This is a genomic window from Limnohabitans sp. 2KL-51, assembly GCF_003063645.1.
Lineage (GTDB): Bacteria > Pseudomonadota > Gammaproteobacteria > Burkholderiales > Burkholderiaceae_C > Limnohabitans_A.
Window position 1 is genome coordinate 1 of record NZ_NESJ01000023.1, and the last position, 18,084, is coordinate 18,084.

Annotated in this window: 18 protein-coding genes; 7 read left to right on the forward strand and 11 right to left on the reverse strand. The window is 59.5% G+C overall.

Annotation, left to right across the window (positions count from 1 at the left end):
• Positions 1-181: 181 nt before the first annotated feature.
• Genes B9Z49_RS18850 through B9Z49_RS18860 form a run of 3 tightly spaced genes read right to left on the reverse strand, consistent with a single transcriptional unit; the run spans position 182 to position 2,633 of the window.
• Positions 182-1,264, reverse strand: a complete 1,083-nt coding sequence (locus B9Z49_RS18850) for a hypothetical protein (protein ID WP_146188563.1) — start codon at positions 1,262-1,264, stop codon at positions 182-184.
• The gene (locus B9Z49_RS18855) at positions 1,261-1,896 is read right to left on the reverse strand and encodes a PilN domain-containing protein (protein WP_146188564.1); all 636 of its coding nucleotides are present in this window, start codon (positions 1,894-1,896) and stop codon (positions 1,261-1,263) included. Before B9Z49_RS18855 ends, B9Z49_RS18850 begins: the two co-directional genes overlap by 4 nt.
• Positions 1,897-1,898: 2 nt before the next feature.
• Complete coding sequence (locus B9Z49_RS18860; RefSeq protein WP_108354991.1) at positions 1,899-2,633, reverse strand: hypothetical protein; 735 nt, start codon at positions 2,631-2,633, stop codon at positions 1,899-1,901.
• A gap of 185 nt (positions 2,634-2,818) precedes the next feature.
• Between B9Z49_RS18860 and B9Z49_RS18865 the strand changes: the two genes are divergently transcribed.
• Complete coding sequence (locus tag B9Z49_RS18865) at positions 2,819-5,209, forward strand: penicillin-binding protein 1A (RefSeq protein ID WP_108354992.1); 2,391 nt, start codon at positions 2,819-2,821, stop codon at positions 5,207-5,209.
• Between the two features lie 42 nt (positions 5,210-5,251).
• Here the strand turns inward: B9Z49_RS18865 and cyaY are convergent, their stop codons facing one another.
• The gene (gene cyaY / locus B9Z49_RS18870; protein ID WP_108354993.1) at positions 5,252-5,581 is read right to left on the reverse strand and encodes an iron donor protein CyaY; all 330 of its coding nucleotides are present in this window, start codon (positions 5,579-5,581) and stop codon (positions 5,252-5,254) included.
• 39 nt (positions 5,582-5,620) lie between these two features.
• On the opposite strand from cyaY, the gene B9Z49_RS18875 reads away from it, so the two are divergent.
• Positions 5,621-5,833, forward strand: a complete 213-nt coding sequence (locus B9Z49_RS18875; protein ID WP_369913783.1) for a lipoprotein — start codon at positions 5,621-5,623, stop codon at positions 5,831-5,833.
• Positions 5,834-5,913: 80 nt separating this feature from the next.
• The gene (gene lysA, locus B9Z49_RS18880; RefSeq protein ID WP_108354995.1) at positions 5,914-7,191 is read left to right on the forward strand and encodes a diaminopimelate decarboxylase; all 1,278 of its coding nucleotides are present in this window, start codon (positions 5,914-5,916) and stop codon (positions 7,189-7,191) included.
• A gap of 46 nt (positions 7,192-7,237) precedes the next feature.
• Here the strand turns inward: lysA and B9Z49_RS18885 are convergent, their stop codons facing one another.
• Positions 7,238-7,837, reverse strand: coding sequence for a sulfite oxidase heme-binding subunit YedZ (locus B9Z49_RS18885; RefSeq protein WP_108354996.1), 600 nt, complete (start codon positions 7,835-7,837; stop codon positions 7,238-7,240).
• A 28-nt stretch (positions 7,838-7,865) separates the two neighbouring features.
• Positions 7,866-8,861, reverse strand: a complete 996-nt coding sequence (msrP, locus tag B9Z49_RS18890; protein ID WP_108354997.1) for a protein-methionine-sulfoxide reductase catalytic subunit MsrP — start codon at positions 8,859-8,861, stop codon at positions 7,866-7,868.
• Positions 8,862-9,084: 223 nt separating this feature from the next.
• On the opposite strand from msrP, the gene B9Z49_RS18895 reads away from it, so the two are divergent.
• Positions 9,085-9,465, forward strand: a complete 381-nt coding sequence (locus tag B9Z49_RS18895; RefSeq protein ID WP_108354998.1) for a response regulator transcription factor — start codon at positions 9,085-9,087, stop codon at positions 9,463-9,465.
• Between the two features lie 49 nt (positions 9,466-9,514).
• Here the strand turns inward: B9Z49_RS18895 and ccsB are convergent, their stop codons facing one another.
• The 3 genes from ccsB to B9Z49_RS18910 all read right to left on the reverse strand — a co-directional run bounded on the left by ccsB (position 9,515) and on the right by B9Z49_RS18910 (position 13,781).
• Positions 9,515-10,825 (reverse strand): c-type cytochrome biogenesis protein CcsB, encoded by a 1,311-nt coding sequence (gene ccsB / locus B9Z49_RS18900; RefSeq protein WP_108354999.1) that lies wholly within the window; start codon positions 10,823-10,825, stop codon positions 9,515-9,517.
• Positions 10,822-12,948 (reverse strand): cytochrome c biogenesis protein ResB, encoded by a 2,127-nt coding sequence (locus B9Z49_RS18905; RefSeq protein ID WP_108355000.1) that lies wholly within the window; start codon positions 12,946-12,948, stop codon positions 10,822-10,824. Before B9Z49_RS18905 ends, ccsB begins: the two co-directional genes overlap by 4 nt.
• Before the next feature lie 200 nt (positions 12,949-13,148).
• Positions 13,149-13,781, reverse strand: coding sequence for a cytochrome c (locus B9Z49_RS18910; RefSeq protein ID WP_108355001.1), 633 nt, complete (start codon positions 13,779-13,781; stop codon positions 13,149-13,151).
• An 87-nt stretch (positions 13,782-13,868) separates the two neighbouring features.
• Here B9Z49_RS18910 and yihA point away from each other — a divergent pair, with 87 nt between their 5' ends.
• On the forward strand, positions 13,869-14,648 hold the full coding sequence (gene yihA, locus B9Z49_RS18915) for a ribosome biogenesis GTP-binding protein YihA/YsxC (RefSeq protein WP_108355002.1): 780 nt from the start codon (positions 13,869-13,871) through the stop codon (positions 14,646-14,648).
• 49 nt (positions 14,649-14,697) lie between these two features.
• Positions 14,698-15,669 carry an alpha/beta hydrolase gene (locus B9Z49_RS18920; protein ID WP_369913784.1) on the forward strand — a complete coding sequence of 324 codons (972 nt, stop codon included), beginning with the start codon at positions 14,698-14,700 and terminating at the stop codon, positions 15,667-15,669.
• On the opposite strand, the gene B9Z49_RS18925 is transcribed toward B9Z49_RS18920, so the two are convergent.
• Positions 15,663-16,529, reverse strand: a complete 867-nt coding sequence (locus B9Z49_RS18925; protein ID WP_108355003.1) for a lysophospholipid acyltransferase family protein — start codon at positions 16,527-16,529, stop codon at positions 15,663-15,665. The genes B9Z49_RS18920 and B9Z49_RS18925 overlap by 7 nt on opposite strands.
• A 16-nt stretch (positions 16,530-16,545) precedes the next feature.
• Positions 16,546-17,373, reverse strand: a complete 828-nt coding sequence (locus tag B9Z49_RS18930; RefSeq protein ID WP_108355004.1) for a lysophospholipid acyltransferase family protein — start codon at positions 17,371-17,373, stop codon at positions 16,546-16,548.
• A 399-nt stretch (positions 17,374-17,772) separates the two neighbouring features.
• Here B9Z49_RS18930 and groES point away from each other — a divergent pair, with 399 nt between their 5' ends.
• The gene (groES, locus tag B9Z49_RS18935; RefSeq protein ID WP_108355005.1) at positions 17,773-18,060 is read left to right on the forward strand and encodes a co-chaperone GroES; all 288 of its coding nucleotides are present in this window, start codon (positions 17,773-17,775) and stop codon (positions 18,058-18,060) included.
• Positions 18,061-18,084 lie beyond the last annotated feature (24 nt).

Below are 18,084 nucleotides of genomic sequence, written 5' to 3' on the forward strand. Positions count from 1 at the left end.
GAGTGCTAGACCTGAATATGTTTGAAACCACACCAATATCAACCCTGCTGGGCAAACTGCAGGATGGGCCTGAAATCGGCCAACACCCTATTCAACAAAACCTCTTCCCAACGTTGGGACACTAGTGGTGCGACATGCCAAATCAGGCTTTTGCCTGCTCTGAAATGAAGTGAACTGGATCTCATGGCGTTGCCTTTTCCAAACCGATCACCTGCACCGGACCTTGCGCAGCGCGCAAATGCACCTCCCGGGCATGAATGCTCTGAACCACATGGCCTTGAGTGCCGATGCGCTGCCCCACTTGGGCACGCACCCAATGCGGTCCAGCCATCAAAATGAGCTGCGCGTCATGCGCATGCTGCCAAATGCCCGCCAGACGAACTTGTTCCAAGGGCCAATCGGCAGGGTCAGGCAAAAGCAGCGCTGTTTGCAGAACCGAAGCCAAGTTCTCTTGCGGTGAGGTCCGCGACTGCACGCGAGCCACGGTTTGCGAGGACACCGGGTCCTTGTCCTTGAAGTTCGGGGCCGCCACCGAAGAGGCCTCCACCGGCGAGGGTGTCGTCACAAAAACAGGGCCACCTGCCCTGGTGCGCAATGCAACAGGGGCATGACTGGGAAACAACGCACCAGGCGCTGGCACTGCGCCCCCAACGGGTGTGCTCGTTGCCGCCGGAGAAAGCCACAGGCGCAACACGGCTTCGATGGCCACCTCGCCGCCCTGGGGGGTGATGCGCAAACGCTCAATGCCCCAAACTGGGCCGCGCGCGTTCATGGCGGCCCAAACGGCCACCCAATCGTCAAAACGAGCCTGCAACCGCAACGCCACGGCCTGGCTGGGCCAAGCGCTCATGGGGCTGACGGGCTCAGGTCGCAAAGACAACAAACGCACGCCGTGTTGCGCGAACAAACGCTCCAGTGGTGGCCAAACTGCGGACTGCGTGCCTTGGACTGGCCACCACGCCATGACCTGTGGCGGGCCCGTTGGCGCGTTCAAGTCTGATTGGGCTCCTGGCCCAATGCTGGCCTGCTTTTGCTGCGCCAGAAGTTGGGCCCGCAGGTCTTTCACCAGAGCCTCACTTTCCCACAAAGCCTCCAAGGCCTGGAGTTGCCCGCTGCCTACCCCAAGCAAACCCAACCCCAATCCGGCCAGTGCAAATGCCCAGCGGCGTGCAAGCCAACGCCAGCGGTCGCGCCAAAGTCTGGGCCAACCCAGTTGCCAAGCAGGGGCCAAGGCACGCCAGGACAATACTCGGGATCGCATCATGGCCGCTCCCTAACGGGCTCGGCCTGTTGCCGGTCTTTGCCAGAGGCCGCGGCAACGCGACTCGCCCCCAACTGCGGCCAATGGGCCTGCCAGACGAACTCCTGCGTCGCCGAGGGGGCTGCGTTGTCAGCACCCGCCGCATTCAGCAGGCTGACCAGCGTCCAGGCTTTATCTCGCGCAGGGTCAGCCAGTGGCACAGACAAGCGCGCTTGTGCCTGCGCCATTCGCTGCAAATTGATCGCCTGGCCGTGCAACTCCAGGGTTTGTGAATCGAACTGAAAGCGCAACAACTGCACCGAATCTGGGCCTACTTCCTGCAACAAGGCCTGATGCAAATCCTCCCAGGCCTGTAACTCCAACTTCAGCGCTTGAACATGTGCGGCTTGCTGCTGCCATGTGGTGTGCTTTGCATGCCGGGCCTTGTCTGTCGCCAACTGGGTTTGCAACTGCTTCATGCGGGACTGCAGCAAGGCAAGTTCTTGCTCAAGGTGCAGCCGTTGTTCGTGTACCCCCGCCATCCACCACAAGGCCATCAGGCCCCCCACCACTAAACCGGCCAAAGAGGTCCACCGGCGGTGAAAACTTCGGCGCTGGCTCACCAAAGCCGGGTATTGCAAAAGATTGAAGGCCATCATCACAACCAGGCTTTGAGCGCCAGACCCGAGGCCACCAGGCGCGGTCCGGCGGCCGATTGCAGGGCCTGTTTTAACAACACATCCCACTCCACAGGGGCCCTGCCCAACCCTTGCCGTTGACCCAGATCCTCATCCACCGTCAAATCGAATTGCCAGTCTTGCGGGGATTGCGTGAGCAGACTGTCCACCCCCCCTTTGAGGTGGCAAACCGCTCGATGAGCTGCGTACCAAGCGGGCTCGACGCTGTCGAGCTGCCAACCGGCCGTGCGCACCTCGTCCCTGAGCGCCAGAATGTGGAGCTGATCGCAACCCACCCAATGCACGCGGGTCAGCAAGCCCTGGCTCACCGGGTCGGCTTCAAAGTCAAAATTAACCTCATCGGGCGCCAAGCCCAGCACCTGCGCCACTTCCAGTTGCACCTCGCTGGCCCAGTCATCGCGAGACAATTCTGCTGGCAACTCCAAGACCCCCGCGATTACCTTGTCTTCAGCCAAAGCCACCGAAACCTGCTGGCGCGCCCGCACGCCCACCCGCCTCAAGCCTTCGCTGAATCCAAAAGCAGCGTGATCCGAGCCCGTGGGTGTGATTTTTTCCATCGCTTGCACCCGAACACCCACCACTTTGTGGAATGACAAGCCCATCAAGGCCCAGTCCTGCCCATCCGAGGCCAAGCCCCAAGCCCGCCGCACCCGACGACTGGCCAGTTGCTGCCAAAACCGCGACCAAGATGGCATGATCCTCCCTGTCCAAGCCTAAGATGGCTTGTGTTGAGAAGTTTTGTAACATGATTTTGCTGGAAGAACAATCCATTTTTATACTTAAAGCATTCATATTCATAGAACTGCTGCTGTGCGGACGCGCAGGATTTTTATAATGAAAGGCGTCCGGTAACCCGCTGGCCGCACCCACCCCAAGCTCTATGCCCCAACAAGACACTGCACCGTACGCCCCTAAAAGAGCCTCAAAAACCAATCCGCCCGCTTCCAGCGCATGGGGCTGGTTGGTCAAGTTGGCCTTGTGGGCCATGGGCTTGCTTGCAGCAGGCTTGTTTTGTTTGCTGATGGTCGTGGGCGTGGCCATGGTGACGGCCTACCCCCACTTGCCGGACATCTCGGACCTGGCCAACTACAAGCCCAAACTGCCCCTGCGCGTGTTCACTGCCGATGGTCAGTTGATGGGTGAATTTGGCGAAGAGCGCCGCAACCTCACGCCCATCAAGGAGATCCCACAAATCATGAAAGATGCGGTACTGTCCATTGAGGACAACCGCTTTTACGACCATGGCGGCGTGGACTACCTGGGCATTTTGCGTGCGGGTATCGCCAACATCGGGCGTTTGAAAAGTCAAGGCGCTTCCACCATCACCATGCAGGTGGCGCGCAATGTCTATTTGTCCTCCGAAAAAACCTACACCCGCAAGATCTACGAAATTTTGCTGACCTACAAACTGGAACACCTGTTGACCAAGGATCAGATTCTTGAGATCTACATGAACCAGATCTTCTTGGGCAACCGGGCCTATGGTTTTGCCTCGGCAGCAGAAACTTACTTCGGCAAATCGCTCAAAAACATCTCCATTGCCGAAGCGGCCATGCTGGCCGGTCTTCCCAAGGCACCCTCGGCCTACAACCCCATTGCCAACCCCAAACGCGCCCGCTCACGCCAGCTTTACATCATTGAGCGCATGGAAGAAAACGGCTACATCACCGCCCGGCAAGCTACTCAAGCCAAAGCCGAGCCATTGGCTTTGAAAACATCGGGCAACAAGAAAACCCTGCACGCCGAATTTGTCGCTGAAACCGTCCGGCAAATGGTCTTCGCTCAATATGGCCAGGACACTTACACCCGTGGGTTGAACGTTTACACCACCATCCAGTCACAGGACCAAATGGCAGCCTACCAGGCGTTGCGCCAGGGCCTGATGGATTTTGAGCGCCGCCAGGTGTACCGAGGGCCTGAAAAATTCATCAACCTGCCCAATGACCCCAAACTGGCCGAAGACCTGATTGACGAGACCCTGGAAGACCACCCGGACAACGGCGATGTGGTGTCAGCGGTCGTGCTGGAGGCATCCCCTAAAAAAGTCGTGGTGGTCCGACAAAACAGCGAACAAATCACCATCACTGGCGACGGCCTATTGCCAGTCCAATCAGGCCTGTCAGACAAAGCCACAGAGGCCAAACGCATTCGCAAAGGTGCTGTGGTTCGCATTGTTCAACTGCCCAAGGGCCAGTGGGAGCTCACCCAATTGCCGGAAGTCGAGGGCGCTTTTGTGGCCTTGACGCCGCAAACAGGCGCCATCCGAGCCCTGGTCGGTGGCTTTGACTTTGCAAAGAACAAATTCAACCATGTCACTCAGGCATGGCGACAGCCAGGCTCCAGTTTCAAACCCTTCATCTATTCCGCCGCCCTGGAAAAAGGCATGTCCCCTGCGACCATGGTCAACGATGCACCCTTGTTTTTTGATGGCGGCGTGACGGGCGGCCAGCCTTGGGAGCCCAAAAACTACGACGGCAAATTTGATGGCCCCATGAGTTTGCGCACTGGCTTGGCCAAGTCCAAGAACATGGTCTCCATTCGGGTGCTGCAATCGGTAGGCACCCGCCCGGCACAAGAGTGGGTCACCCGCTTTGGCTTTGATGCGGACAAACACCCGGCCTACCTGACCATGGCCTTGGGTGCAGGCTCGGTCACGGTCATGCAAATGGCCACGGGCTATTCGGTTTTTGCCAACGGGGGCTACCGGGTCAGCCCTCATTTGATCAACCGCATCACCGACTACAAGGACCGCTTGTTGGTCGACAGCCCTGCCCCTGAAATCGATGAAACATCAAAACGCGCGATTCCCCAGCGCAACGCTTTCATCATGACCAACCTGATGCAGGAAGTGACCCGCTCCGGCACGGCCGCCCGCGCACAAGCGACACTCAAACGGCCAGACATTTACGGCAAAACCGGCACCACCAACGATGCCATGGACGCTTGGTTTGCGGGCTACCACTCGCAACTAGCCGCTGTGGTCTGGATCGGTTACGACACCCCCCGCAAACTCGGAGACCGTGAGACGGGGGGCGGCCTGAGCTTGCCTGTTTGGATCAAGTACATGGAAACCGCATTGCGGACCTTGCCCATCACTGAGCCCAAGCCTGCAGAGGGCTTAGTCCAAATCGGGGGCGAATGGTTTTATTCAGAGTTTTCGGGCAACAACGGTATTTCTTCTCTGGGCGGCAACAACGACACCAGTGGCCAGTCAGACGCAGTGCAACCGCAAGAAGAACGCAAGCGGATCCTGGATCTGTTCAGAAATTGAAGCCCTTAAAGCCCTGACGCACCATGTCACTGGCCCAAGCGCTCATGGACTGAACGTCAAGCTTTGTCCTGATTGCTCCGAGGCATAGCGCGACAGGCTCTGCCAAAATTCACCCTGGCCCTTGGTGTCTTGCCAGTGCGCACCGTCAAATTTGTAATGAAACCCGCCGCAGCGCGCCGCCAGCCACACTTCGTGCAGGGGCTTTTGCAGATTGATCACGATCTGGCTGCGGTTGGGGAAAGTCAAAGTGACCATGCCGCCCACCCGTTGGTTGTCCACGTCGGCATCGGTGTCGTCGTTCAGGCGATCACAGATGATCTCTACGCCCGTCAGCAGGCGTTCAGCTTGGTCCAGAAATTCAAGGTCGGTCATTACAATCGCAGCATGTTGAAGGTGATGAAGATTCTAGTCATGCTGCATGCCCTTGTTGGCGGTGCGGCCGTATTGAGCGCTTGCGGTCAACGGGGCCCGCTGGTCCTGCCCACCTCACCGGCTTCGGCTGAGCGCGCTACGCTGCCCCAAACGCTGGACCCGTTTCGCACACCCCCCAAGGCCTCCAACAGCGCGCCTGCGCCGTCTGCCCCCGCCGCCAACCCCCAAACGCCTCGTGTTGCTGCACCTTGAGATCGCACACAGACCGAGCCCCAAGCCTTGTTGACACCCGCCCATTTGCTGTTCCTGTTTACCCCAAGCCCTCTTAATCCATGACCGCCAACACCGCACTCCCAGGACAACCCCAAATCGCCTATGCAGGCGACCAGCTGCATGTGGAGGGCGTGGCGCTGTCCCAACTGGCCCGCGAACAAGGCACGCCCTTGTTTGTGTACTCCAAAGCAGCCATGCTCTCGGCCCTGGCCGCTTACCAACGCGGCTTTGCTGGCCGCCAGGCGCATATTTGCTACGCCATGAAGGCCAACTCCAGCCTGGCCATCCTGCAGGTGTTTGCCGAGGCCGGTTGCGGCTTTGACATCGTCTCGGGCGGCGAACTGGCCCGCGTGTTGGCTGCCGGCGGTGACCCGGCCAAAGTGATTTTTTCAGGCGTGGGCAAAACCCGCCATGAGATGAAACAAGCCTTGCAAGTGGGCATTGGCTGCTTCAACGTCGAAAGCGAAGCTGAACTCGATGTGCTGAGCGAGGTGGCAGTGAGCATGAGCAAACAAGCCCCGGTCAGCCTGCGCGTCAACCCCAATGTGGACCCCAAAACCCACCCCTACATTTCGACCGGCCTCAAGGGCAACAAATTCGGCATCGCCCATGAAGAAGCCCTGCGCGCCTACCGCCATGCGGCCAGCCTGCCGGGCCTGAAGGTGGTGGGCATCGACTGCCACATCGGCTCGCAAATCACCGACAGCACGCCCTATCTGGACGCCATGGACCGCGTGCTGGACTTGGTGGCCGAGGTCGAGTCAGCGGGCATCCCCATCCACCACATCGACTTTGGGGGCGGTCTGGGCATCAATTACAACGGCGACACACCGCCCGAAGCCGATGCGCTGTGGGCACAACTGCTGGCCAAACTCGATGCCCGTGGCTACGGCCAGCGCCAGCTCATGATTGAACCGGGTCGCTCGCTCGTGGGCAATGCCGGCGTGTGCCTGACCGAAGTGCTGTACCTCAAGCCCGGCGAGCAAAAGAATTTTTGCATCGTTGACGCCGCTATGAACGATCTGCCCCGCCCGGCCATGTACCAGGCCTTTCACCAAATCGTGCCCTTGCAACCCCGCTCAGGCGATGGTGTGGTGTACGACGTGGTCGGTCCGGTGTGCGAAAGCGGCGACTGGATCGGCCGCGACCGCCAGATGCTGGTTCAAGCGGGTGACGTGCTCGCCGTGTTGTCAGCGGGTGCCTACTGCATGAGCATGGCCAGCAACTACAACACCCGGGGTCGCGCCGCCGAAATTCTGGTGGACGGCACAAAGGCCCACCTGATTCGCCAACGCGAATCGGCGTTTGACACCTTTGCGTTGGAACAGCTCGTCTAGAAAGCGCCTGCACCCTGAAGACGCTGCAAAGCGTGTGAGTGGGCGCTCAGTGGCGTCGCGCCGACCGCAGCAAGCGCCAGCCCAGCAAACCCGCCAAGATGCCCGCATACACCAGCACCTCGTCAAAGTCCTGCTTGCCCGCGCGCATCCACCAAAAGTGCAACACGGCCAATACGGCCACCGCATAAACACCCCGGTGCAGCAGTTGCCAGCGCTTGCCGCCCAGCCAGCGCACGGCGCGGTTGAACGAGGTGCCGGCCAATGCCAGCAAAATCACAAAAGCACTGAAACCCAACCAGATGAAGGGGCGCTTGAGGATGTCTTGCAGCGTGTCGGCCAGGTCAAAGCCCATGTCAAACCAGGCGTAGCACAGCAGATGCAGGCTGGCGTAACCAAACACCAGCAAACCGAGCATGCGCCGAAAACGCAACAGTTCGGGCCAACCCAACCAGGTGCGCAACGGGCTCACGGCCAGCACCACGCACAGGCTGCGCAGCGTCCAGTCGCCCGTGGCGCGGATCAGGGCTTCGGCAGGGTTGGGGCCAAGCTGGTCCTGCAGGGTTTGCGCCAGCAACCAGGCCCAGGGCATGCAGCCCAGCACCAAAAGGGCCCACCAAGCGGCGGGATGACGCAGCGCCGCCCTCATGCCCTCAAGACTTTGACCCGCAGCGGCATCAGAAGAACTTTTTCAGATCCATGCCGGCATAAAGCTGGCCGACCTGAGTCTCGTAGCCATTGAACATGAGCGTCTTGCGCTTCTTGGCCAGCAAACCATCTTCGCCGATGCGCCGCTCGGTAGCCTGGCTCCAACGCGGGTGGTCCACATTCGGGTTCACGTTGGAATAAAAACCATACTCCTGAGGGGCAGATTTCTCCCAGGATATGACCGGCTGCTTGTCCGTGAAGCGGATCTTGACCAGGCTCTTGCTGCTCTTAAAGCCATACTTCCAGGGCACCACCAGACGCAGGGGTGCACCGTTTTGCTTGGGCATGACCTCGCCGTACATGCCAAAGGCCAGCAAGGTCAGTGGGTGCATGGCCTCGTCCATGCGCAAGCCTTCGAGATAGGGCCAATCGAGCACACTCGAGCGCAGACCTGGCATGGTCTTGGGGTCAGCCTGGGTCACGAACTCAACAAACTTGGCACCCGGCAGTGGCTCCACGCGCCGGATCAGATCGGCCAGCGAATAACCGATCCAGGGGATCACCATCGACCAGCCTTCCACGCAGCGCAAGCGGTAAATGCGCTCTTCCATGGCACCCCACTTCAGCAGGTCTTCCAAGTTCACGCGGGCGGGCTTGTTCACCAAGCCCTCGATCTCCACGCTCCAGGGATCGGTCACGAGTGTGTGGGCCCGCTTGGCCGGGTCGGACTTGTCGGTGCCGAACTCATAAAAGTTGTTGTAAGTGGCGGCATCTTTGTAGGGCGTGAGTTTGTCCAGGACCATGGCACCCGCCATCTTGGTGGGCATCGAGGCCAGGGGTGGCAGCTGACCGGGCCGAGTCATTTGAGCCTGGGCGTCGCGCAGCCCCCAGCCCGCTAAAGCCACGCCCGCGGAACCCGCGGCGAGCTGTCGCATGAGGTCGCGGCGGGATTGGTACGCCGCCTGAGGGGTGATGTCGCTGGGCACAGGGTGCAAAAAACCCGATGAAGAAGAGCGGATGATCATGTGATTGGCCTGGTTGAAAATTGCCTAAGATTCATTGTGAACGCTCCCAATCACTTTTGCACAAAGGGGGCAAAAGTCCCGCAACAAGAGGTAAGCCATGCCCAACTGTCGACCGACAGGCATCGGCGTTTGACGTCACATGCGGCCAGTTCTAGGCTTTGGCCACACGCCAAGGCCTTTGAGCTGTCGTTAAAATAAACTAAATCGTGTTTTTTAAAACCCCATGTCCAATCCAGCCCTGATCGAAGTGGTCGATGACGATCCAGACATCCGGCGCATGCTGCAGCTGGTGTTGGAGGCACGTGGCTTCAAAGTCCGCATCCACGATGGCGCCCATGCTTATCTGGCTGCCGAGCCTGTGACCGAGCGGCGTGTCATGTTGCTCGATGTGCGCATGCCCAAAATGACGGGCGTGGAACTCCAAGCCCAAATGGTCAAAGCAGGCAACCGCATTCCCGTGATTTTCATGAGCGGCGAGAGCCTGCCCCATGAAACACTGGCAGCGCAGCAATCGAACGCGGTTACCTTTTTATGGAAGCCCTTCAGAACCGAGGCCCTGCTCAATGCGGTGACCCATGGTCTGACGCTTTACGACCAGTTGTGAAAGGGATGCCCCCAGGCTATTTCTGACTTCAGGGATATCGCCCCTGAAATCACAGGGTGCCGTAGCTGTGCAAGCCGCTCAGAAACATGTTGACCCCGAGGAAGGCAAAAGTCGTGATGCCCAGACCCGCCAAAGCCCACCAAGCGGCTACGGTGCCGCGCAGGCCCTTCATTAGGCGCATGTGCAGCCAGGCGGCGTAGTTCAACCAGACAATCAGGGCCCAGGTTTCTTTCGGGTCCCAGCTCCAGTAACCGCCCCAGGCCTCTGCCGCCCACAAAGCGCCCAACACGGTGGCGATGGTGAAGAAGGCAAAGCCCACGGCGATGGATTTGTACATCACATCGTCGAGTATTTCAAAAGACGGCAGACGCTCGGCAATGCGTCGGCGGCCCAACAAAATGCCGGCCACGATGAAGGCGGACACCCCGAAGTAAACCATCCAGTAGCTGCTGGTCTGGTCGTTGGCAGATTGGCGGAACACCACAGGCTCAAAACACAACACGATGCCCAACAACCACAGGGGGGCGAGTTTGTACCAGCGTGTCTCGCCCGCAGTTTGCTTGATCAAGTAGGCAAAGGCCACCATCGCGGCCAGGGCAAAAGTGCCATACCCAATGAAATTGGCGGGCACATGGATCTTCATCCACCAGCTCTTGAGAGCAGGCACCAAGGGTTGAATGGCATGCGCCTCGCGCACCAGCGTGTACCACAGCAAAAAGCCCACCGCCGCGCTCACCACCAGCATGACAAACGCACCCAAAGCACGGGTCTTGTACTGCGCTTCATAGTACAGATAGAACGCCGCCGTCATCCAGCAAAACATGATGAAAACTTCATACAAGTTGCTGACCGGGATGTGCCCGATATCGGGGCCTAACTGGTGACTTTCGTACCAGCGCACCAGCGTGCCGATCAGGGCCAAACCCACCGCCACCCAAGCCATGCGCGAGCCCAAAGATTCCATCGCATCGCCTTGCCCGCGGATGAACATGCCCGCCCAGTAAAAAATAGTGCTGATGAAAAACAGCAGGCTCATCCACAAAATGGCGGACTGGCTGGACAGGAAATACTTGAGCAAAAACACCTGCTCAGACCGCGCCAAATCGCCTTGGTAAAGGTAGATGGCCAAAAGGGACAAGCCCGTGACCACCAGCACCAGGGTGCGCAGCGGCCGCCAGAACCAGGCCAGCCAGATCACCGCGGGCAAGGTGCCGATCAAAATACCTTGTTCGTACACATCCATGGCGTGCTGGTAGCGGGTGAAGGCGAACACCGTGCCCAACAGCGCCAACAGGGCAAAGCCCCAATCCAGGGCGGAGCGGCTCGAAAAATAGCCCGGGTTCAAAGTCACAGTCGTCATGGTGTTTTCTCGGAGCGGCCCAACAAACGGGCGGTCAATTGTTCAAATTCACGGTCTACGTCCATGGTCTTGCGGTTGGACGACAAGGCCAAGCTTGCTTGAGCACCCGCGCCCTGAGGCGACAGCCAGACCCACAAGCGACGGTCACGAACGTACAGCATTGCAAAAATACCCATGATCAAAAAGGCACAGCCCAGGTAAACGATGGACTGGCCCGGCGCTCTGGCCACCTGGAACACGCTGGCTTGCACCTGCTTGAAATCCTTGAGCAAAAACGTCATGGGCGCGGGGTAAAACGACGCGTCAGACAGGGCCAGCACCGCTTGTGACATGAAGCCCTGCACTTTATCGGCGGGCAAAGGCTTGACTGCGGCTTGCTCACGCGCCACGGCGTCCAACTCGAGCAAGGTACCGTTCAGGATGCGCACAAACATCTCTCCAGCGCGGGCGCGTTCGGCCTCGGGCACATTGGCCTCCAGAAAATCTGCCAAGGCCTGGAGGCCCGCCACTTTTTGGCCCTTGACCTCTTCTCTGCCTGCAAACAAGCCCAAAGCACGCTCAGCCGAATCGGCCAGTTGCTTTGTCAATTCGGGGCGTTGGGGGTCGACCGCCTTGCGGGCATAACGCTGCACCGCACGCGCACGCAGCTCAGGCGTTTCCAGGGCGGCACGCAATCGGATGAAACCGGTCAACTCGCTGTTTTCGTCTGCGGGGGGGCGCAGGTAGCGATAAGGCTCGCTGGGCGTCTCGCGCATGCCCAGCAAGAACACCGGCACGCCGTCCCCTGCATCCACCGGCAACATGTAGTTGTTGTACTCACGCGCCTGCCCCGCCGCATCGCGCAGCTTGTAGCTGACGCTGGGGCCCACATTGCGCAGGTCTTTGGTTTGCGTGGTTTTGTTGCCCGCGCCCAAGCGCTCATCGATGGCGCTGCGCAAATCCACTTTGCGCACATCCACTGCCGTGCCTTGGGGGCCTTCGCCACCCGACATGTTCTCGACATTGATGACGCGCAGCCCGGTGAACTCCAGACTCAATTTTTCATTGCCATTGGTCAGGTCGGTGCTGCCGCCGATGGTGCCTTCCACCTCAAAGGACTTGGTGGCTGCCGCCATGGGCACGGCTTGCAAAGTGACCTGAGAGCCGCCGTCGTCAAAGCTAGACTGGTAAATATTGATGCCCTTGAAGCTGGCCGGGTGGTTGACCTCGACACGCGCTTCCTTTTTCTCACCCGTGGCCTTATCGTGGATGACGATGTCGCTGGCAAACAGCTTGGGCATGCCAGTCGAGTAGTACTCAACGATGAACTTTTTCAGCTCAATGACAAACGGCAGTTCCTGCAGCAAGATGCCGTTGGACTGGTTCAGGATGGCAGTGCCTGAAGCGGTGTCTTCAGCCACCAGCAAATTGGCGCGAAACGCTGGGTTGCGCTCGGACAGGCGGTGCTGCGCGGGCACATCGGCGATCAGACCACCGCCGTTGTAAATTTCCTTACCGCCAAACCACATCTGGGCGCGCACCGCCAGGTCGCCATCGAGCAAGCCCCCCACACAGACCAACACGATGGCCGAATGCGCCGCGATGTAACCGATCTTGTTGGCCGAACCCGCCTTGGCCGCCAACATCCAGCCCTTGCCCGCTGGGGTGTCGCGCTCTTGCAGCTTGACCTTCCAGCCACCCGTGGCCAGCAGGGCCCCCAGTCGCTTGGCCGCCGCCCCGGGTGTCTCGTTCAAATGGCCTTCGGCCTTGTGATGAAAAGCCTTGAGGCTTTGCTCGCGGATGTTTTCCTTGTAGTTCTTCAGGTCCACCAGGATCTTGGGCGCGTTGCGGGCAATGCACAGGCTGGTGCTGAGCACCAGGAAAGCCAAAATCAACAAAAACCACCAGGCGCTGTAAACACTGTTGAGCTTGAGCGTGGCAAACAACTCGGCCCAAAACGGCCCGAACTGGTTGATGTAATTGACGCTGGGTTCGTTTTGCTTGAGCACCGTGCCGATCACCGAGGCGATGCAAATGATCGTCAACAAGGAAATGGCAAACCGCATGGACGACAGCACTTCGATCACAGCTTGCCCTCGGGGCGAGCTGCGCTCGGATTCAGGGCTGGATACGACAGTCGTCATGGGGCGTTCAAAAAAGAAGCAAGCAAAGAAATGGCGGGACAGGGCCCGCCAGAAACGTTCAAGGCAGGGAAACCGGCCTTGGTGTGTGTCATATCAGCCGATTTTTAATTGTGCCCCGGAGCCGTGCCCTTGGTCTTGAAACCCCCTGAGTTTCACAGGGCAAAACGGACACGCACCCGGGTCATCACCCGGCCAAACAATCAGCGCAGACCCGCGATGTAGTCCGACACCGCCTTGATTTCGCGGTCGTTCATTTTGGCGGCGACCTGCGTCATTTGCAGGTTGTTCTTGCGCACGCCCTCACGGAACATCACCAATTGGCCAGAGGTGTAGTCAGCGTGCTGACCCGACAACCGAGGGTACTGCGAAGGCATGCCCGCCCCGTTGGGCGAATGGCAGCTCGCGCAAGCGGCGATTTGGCGGTCAGGGATGCCACCGCGGTAAATGCGCTCACCCCAGGCCACCGTCTCTTTGGCGTTGGCAAAACCGGGTTTGGCTTGCTTGGAGGCCAACCAGAAAGCGATGTTGCGCATGTCTTCAGGGCTCAGAGCAGCGACCATGCCGCTCATGACGGCGTTGGCACGTTTGCCCGATTTGTACTCTTGCAGTTGCTTGAGCAAATACTCTGGGTGTTGCTGGGCCAACTTGGGGTTGGCTGGTGTGCTGGAGTTGCCGTCTGCGGCATGGCAAGCCACACAAGCTTGGCTGAAAATGGCTTCGCCTTTGGCCAGGTCGGGTTTGGCGGCTTGCGGCGCAGGGCCGGCAGCCAAGGCAGAACCAGCCACCAAAGCGGCTGACAGAGCAGTGATCAAGAGAGAGGAAATCGACTTCATGGCGTGATCCAAGAGTTGGCGCAAAACCCAAGGATTCTACAATGAGGTCTGCGTCAGTTTCCTGACGACCCAAGGTATCCCTGATTTATGAGCTCCCGCCCCCATGTTCGCGTTCCTGCAAGCACCCCCAAAGCCGCCAAAGCCAGTCCGGCCTTGGTTTCGGCGGCGCGCAATAACCCCGCAGCTGTCACGCCCATGGGCTGGATGCACACAGCCCGTTTTTTGACCACCGCCGCACAACTGCACCACCTGCCCGCGATGGACACGCCCGAAATCGCCTTTGTGGGCCGCTCCAACGCGGGCAAGTCCACCTGCATCAATACCCTGACGCAAAAAAAGCAGCTCGCCTTTGCCTCCAAAAAACCGGGACGCACCCAGCACATCAACCTGTTTGCTTTAGGCAAACAAGGCATCACCGACACCGTTCTGGCCGATTTGCCCGGTTACGGTTACGCCGCTGTGGCCAAGATGGACAAGCTGCGTTGGCAGCAAGTCATGGCCAACTATTTGGTCAGCCGCGAAAACCTCAAAGGCATCGTCATGATGTGCGACCCGCGCCATGGCCTGACGGAACTCGACGACATTCTGCTGGAAGTGATCCGTCCGCGGGTCGAGGAAGGCCTGAAGTTCCTGATCATTTTGACCAAGGCCGACAAGCTCACCCGCGCCGAACAAGCGAAGGCCTTGTCGATTGCGCGACTGCAGGCTGGTGGCGGTGAAGTCAAACTTTTTTCAGCCCTGAAAAAACAAGGCGTGGACGAAGTGGCTCAACTGCTTTGGGACTGGACCCACTCGGCCGAAGGCGCAGCCCCGGCACTGGTGTCCGACCAGCCGCCTGAAGAAGAACCCGAAGCCCTGGACGAGTGAACCGCAGCCTTTGACAGATCAGGATCGCCGCCACGCAAGGAGCGCCCCCGTGTTCACATCCCCTACCGATATTCAGACCTGGCAGCAGGACCTGCCCCACGGCATCACCCTGAGCTGCCGAGCCTGCGGCGAACGGGGCCGTCCCGTGCTGATGTTCCTGCATGGCTTTCCGGAAGCCGCCTGGGTTTGGGACCCTTTGCTGGTCCACTTTTCAAAAGTCGAAAACGGCGGCTACCGCTGCGTGGCGCCAAACCTGCGCGGCTATGAACGCTCCAGTGCCCCGGACGATGTCAAGGCCTACCGGGCAAAGCACCTGGTGCAGGACATCGTGGCCTTGATCGGCCTGGAATCGGGCCTTGCCCCTTTGGCCGCTTTGGTGGCCCATGACTGGGGCGGCGCTGTGGCCTGGAGTTTGGCCAACCAGCATCCCGACCGCCTGCGGCAGTTGGTCATCGTCAACTCGCCCCACCCCGGTCCTTTCCTCAAAGCACTGCAAAGCCACTCGGCGCAACAAGCGGCCAGCGCTTACATGAACTTTCTGGTTCAGCCCGATGCGGCTGTGCAACTTGCGGCCAACGACTTTGAACGCTTGCTGGGTTTTCTGGACGGAAACGACCGTTCATTGCCCTCGCTCACGCACCCCCCAAGCGACCACGCCAGCGCTGCCGCCAGTTGGCTCACCCCTGAAGTCAAAGAACGCTACCGACAGACTTGGCGACATGGCCTGCAAGGCGGGCTCAACTATTACCGAGCCTCACCCCTGCGCCCCGCCACTGAGCAAGAACCGGGCGCATCGGCGGTACAGATCCCGCCCGAAGCCCTGCACATCGGTGTGCCCACGTTGGTGCTGTGGGCACAAGACGACGTGGCCTTGTTGCCCTGCCTGAGCGAAGGCCTGGCGCAGCATGTGCCCGATCTGAAACTGGTGCCCATCGCCAAAGCCACCCACTGGGTGGTGCATGAAAAACCCGAGCGTGTGATCCAGGAAATCACCAGTTTCCTCACGCCTTCGTCTCAATAAAAGCCTGGCTCGCCCTCGGGCCGCGTTTTAAATCGCTTGTGCACCCAGTAATACTGCTCGGGCATGGTGCGCACCCAGTCGGCCAGCGAGCCGTTCATGCGAAGGGTGTCTTGCGCCAGATCGGCGGTCGGGAAGTCGGACAGCGGCGCATGGACTTCAATGTCATACCCCTGCGGCGTCATGCGCGTAACCACCGGTACCACGCGCGCACCAACCACCTTGGACAAACGCGACAGCGAAGGCACAGTGGCGGCTTGCTCGACCCCCATGAAGGGCACAAAAATCGACTCACTGCGGCCAAAATCCATATCAGGGGACAAGTGCAAGGGTTCGCCTTTTTTGATGCGCACCAAAATCTGCCGCATGCCCTCGTGCCGATAGTACGGCCGCACATTGCCCGAGCGCTCGCGCCCTTGGCGCACCAAGGCCTCGACCGCCGGATTGGACTGCCCGACAAAAATGAACGCGACAGGCCCGGGGACATCCAAGGAAACCGCTATGCCACCGGCTTCCAGCCCCACAAAATGCGGGGCAAACATCACCAAAGGCCCCGGCTGCTTTAAGGCCTGCAGATCCCCCACCCAGCGCAGGCGTTGCCGCACCAGCGCCTCAGGCGCATGCCAGAGCCAAGCGCGGTCCAGCACCGATTGGCCAAACACCACAAAGTGGCGGTAAGCCAGCGCCTCACGCTCAGATTCGGACAACTCGGGCATGCACTTTTTCAAGTTAACGGTCACAACGCGGCGGCGCTTGCGGGCCAGGTGCCACAACGACCAACCCAAACCATGGCCCACCGCACGCAACCACGGCAACGGCATGCGCGCCAACAAGCGCATAACAAAGATCAACAAATTCAGCATGGTGGATGGGGTCTGCTCAGGCCTGCCTGGGTTTTTTGTAGCGGGCATAACCCCAGGCGTATTGCGATGGGCACTGCAGGATCAGCGACTCCATGGCCTGGTTGATCTGCACCACGGCGGTGTCCAGGTCAACCGACAATTCGTGGCTCAGCGCCTGAGTGTGCAAGCGGTAACCACGCCCCCAAGACAAGCGCTCGCCCCAGATGAGCACCACACGGGCGCTGGTTTGCAAGGCCAAACGCGCCGCCAAAGTCATGGTGTAAGCCGGTTGGCCAAAAAACGGCGCCCACTGGCCCATGCCCTCGGGCGGCACCTGATCGGGCAATAAACCCACGGCACGGCCTGAGCGCAAGGCCTTGATCATCTGGCGCACCCCCGCCAAGGTGGTGGGCACCGCCTCCAGACCGGGTCTTTGACGGGCCAAGGTCATGACCTCTCCCAAACCTGCATGGCGCGCAGGACGGTAGAGCACCGTCAAAGGGCCGTGCCGCTCAGAAAAGCGCAACGCCAGTGCCTGCGCCGTGATTTCAAAACATCCCATGTGCGGGGTCAAAAAAAGCACCCCTTTTCCGCTGGCGTAGGCGTCTACTGCGGCGCGGTCATCGGACCAAACCAGCGGCGGCGTGCGGCCCAACCACAAGCGCGGCAACTCGGCAGACATGCGCCCAGCCTGCCCCACGGCCCGCCACACCGTGCCCCACTCCAGGCCCGCTTGGCGGGCATTGTCCAGAAAACGGCTTCTGTAACGCCCCGAAAAGCACCAAGCCAGCCAACCCCCCAAGCTGCCCAGCAGATGCAGGGTCCACAAAGGCCATTGGGAAAAGAAACGAAACCAAGCAAGCATAGGAAGTGATTTTGCCTTGAACCGGAGACGGTGCGGCCGGTGCGCCGTGTGGGCCGTTCAGTCGGCATTGCCTGCACCCCAGCGGCTGCGGCTCGCCATTGCCTGTTTTTGATGATGCGTCCACCCCGTTCACGCCCTCCCCGCAGCAGCCGAAGGGCCCTTACTTGAGCACAACGCCTGAAACCAGACCCAACCGTCCATTTCATTGTTTTCAGCGTGAACAAAGCATTGGTCATGAAAAGCGACAAAAATTGCCCTGGGCTTGAAATGCTCGCAAAAGCCCTTATCATTAGCACTCGAAGGAGTTGAGTGCTAACAACACCCCTCCTCAGATTTCAACAGCACCCTTTTTCAGGTGTTTTTGTTTTTTTAACCCTTGTTTCAAATCTAGGAGATTCCATGAAACTGCGTCCTTTGGGCGATCGCGTGATCGTCAAGCGTATCGAAAGCGAAACCAAAACAGCTTCGGGCATCGTGATCCCCGATTCCGCTGCAGAAAAGCCCGATCAAGGTGAAGTCTTGGCCGTCGGCCCTGGCAAAGCCAACGACAAAGGCGACATCAAAGCCCTGAGCGTGAAAGTCGGCGACCGCGTGTTGTTCGGCAAGTACAGCGGCCAGACCGTCAAGGTAGACGGCGACGAGCTGCTGGTCATGAAAGAAGAAGACCTGTTTGCGGTGGTGGAATAACTTGCGGGACAGACCGAACGACGC

Excerpts from the sequence above, each read along its gene's own strand:
- B9Z49_RS18850 (WP_146188563.1), bottom strand. The coding sequence starts at position 1,264 with ATGATGCGATCCCGAGTATTGTCCTGGCGTGCCTTGGCCCCTGCTTGG.
- B9Z49_RS18855 (WP_146188564.1), bottom strand. The coding sequence starts at position 1,896 with ATGGCCTTCAATCTTTTGCAATACCCGGCTTTGGTGAGCCAGCGCCGA.
- B9Z49_RS18860 (WP_108354991.1), bottom strand. The coding sequence starts at position 2,633 with ATGCCATCTTGGTCGCGGTTTTGGCAGCAACTGGCCAGTCGTCGGGTG.
- B9Z49_RS18865 (WP_108354992.1), top strand. The coding sequence starts at position 2,819 with ATGCCCCAACAAGACACTGCACCGTACGCCCCTAAAAGAGCCTCAAAA.
- cyaY (WP_108354993.1), bottom strand. The coding sequence starts at position 5,581 with ATGACCGACCTTGAATTTCTGGACCAAGCTGAACGCCTGCTGACGGGC.
- B9Z49_RS18875 (WP_369913783.1), top strand. The coding sequence starts at position 5,621 with ATGCTGCATGCCCTTGTTGGCGGTGCGGCCGTATTGAGCGCTTGCGGT.
- lysA (WP_108354995.1), top strand. The coding sequence starts at position 5,914 with ATGACCGCCAACACCGCACTCCCAGGACAACCCCAAATCGCCTATGCA.
- B9Z49_RS18885 (WP_108354996.1), bottom strand. The coding sequence starts at position 7,837 with ATGAGGGCGGCGCTGCGTCATCCCGCCGCTTGGTGGGCCCTTTTGGTG.
- msrP (WP_108354997.1), bottom strand. The coding sequence starts at position 8,861 with ATGATCATCCGCTCTTCTTCATCGGGTTTTTTGCACCCTGTGCCCAGC.
- B9Z49_RS18895 (WP_108354998.1), top strand. The coding sequence starts at position 9,085 with ATGTCCAATCCAGCCCTGATCGAAGTGGTCGATGACGATCCAGACATC.
- ccsB (WP_108354999.1), bottom strand. The coding sequence starts at position 10,825 with ATGACGACTGTGACTTTGAACCCGGGCTATTTTTCGAGCCGCTCCGCC.
- B9Z49_RS18905 (WP_108355000.1), bottom strand. The coding sequence starts at position 12,948 with ATGACGACTGTCGTATCCAGCCCTGAATCCGAGCGCAGCTCGCCCCGA.
- B9Z49_RS18910 (WP_108355001.1), bottom strand. The coding sequence starts at position 13,781 with ATGAAGTCGATTTCCTCTCTCTTGATCACTGCTCTGTCAGCCGCTTTG.
- yihA (WP_108355002.1), top strand. The coding sequence starts at position 13,869 with ATGAGCTCCCGCCCCCATGTTCGCGTTCCTGCAAGCACCCCCAAAGCC.
- B9Z49_RS18925 (WP_108355003.1), bottom strand. The coding sequence starts at position 16,529 with ATGCTGAATTTGTTGATCTTTGTTATGCGCTTGTTGGCGCGCATGCCG.
- B9Z49_RS18930 (WP_108355004.1), bottom strand. The coding sequence starts at position 17,373 with ATGCTTGCTTGGTTTCGTTTCTTTTCCCAATGGCCTTTGTGGACCCTG.
- groES (WP_108355005.1), top strand. The coding sequence starts at position 17,773 with ATGAAACTGCGTCCTTTGGGCGATCGCGTGATCGTCAAGCGTATCGAA.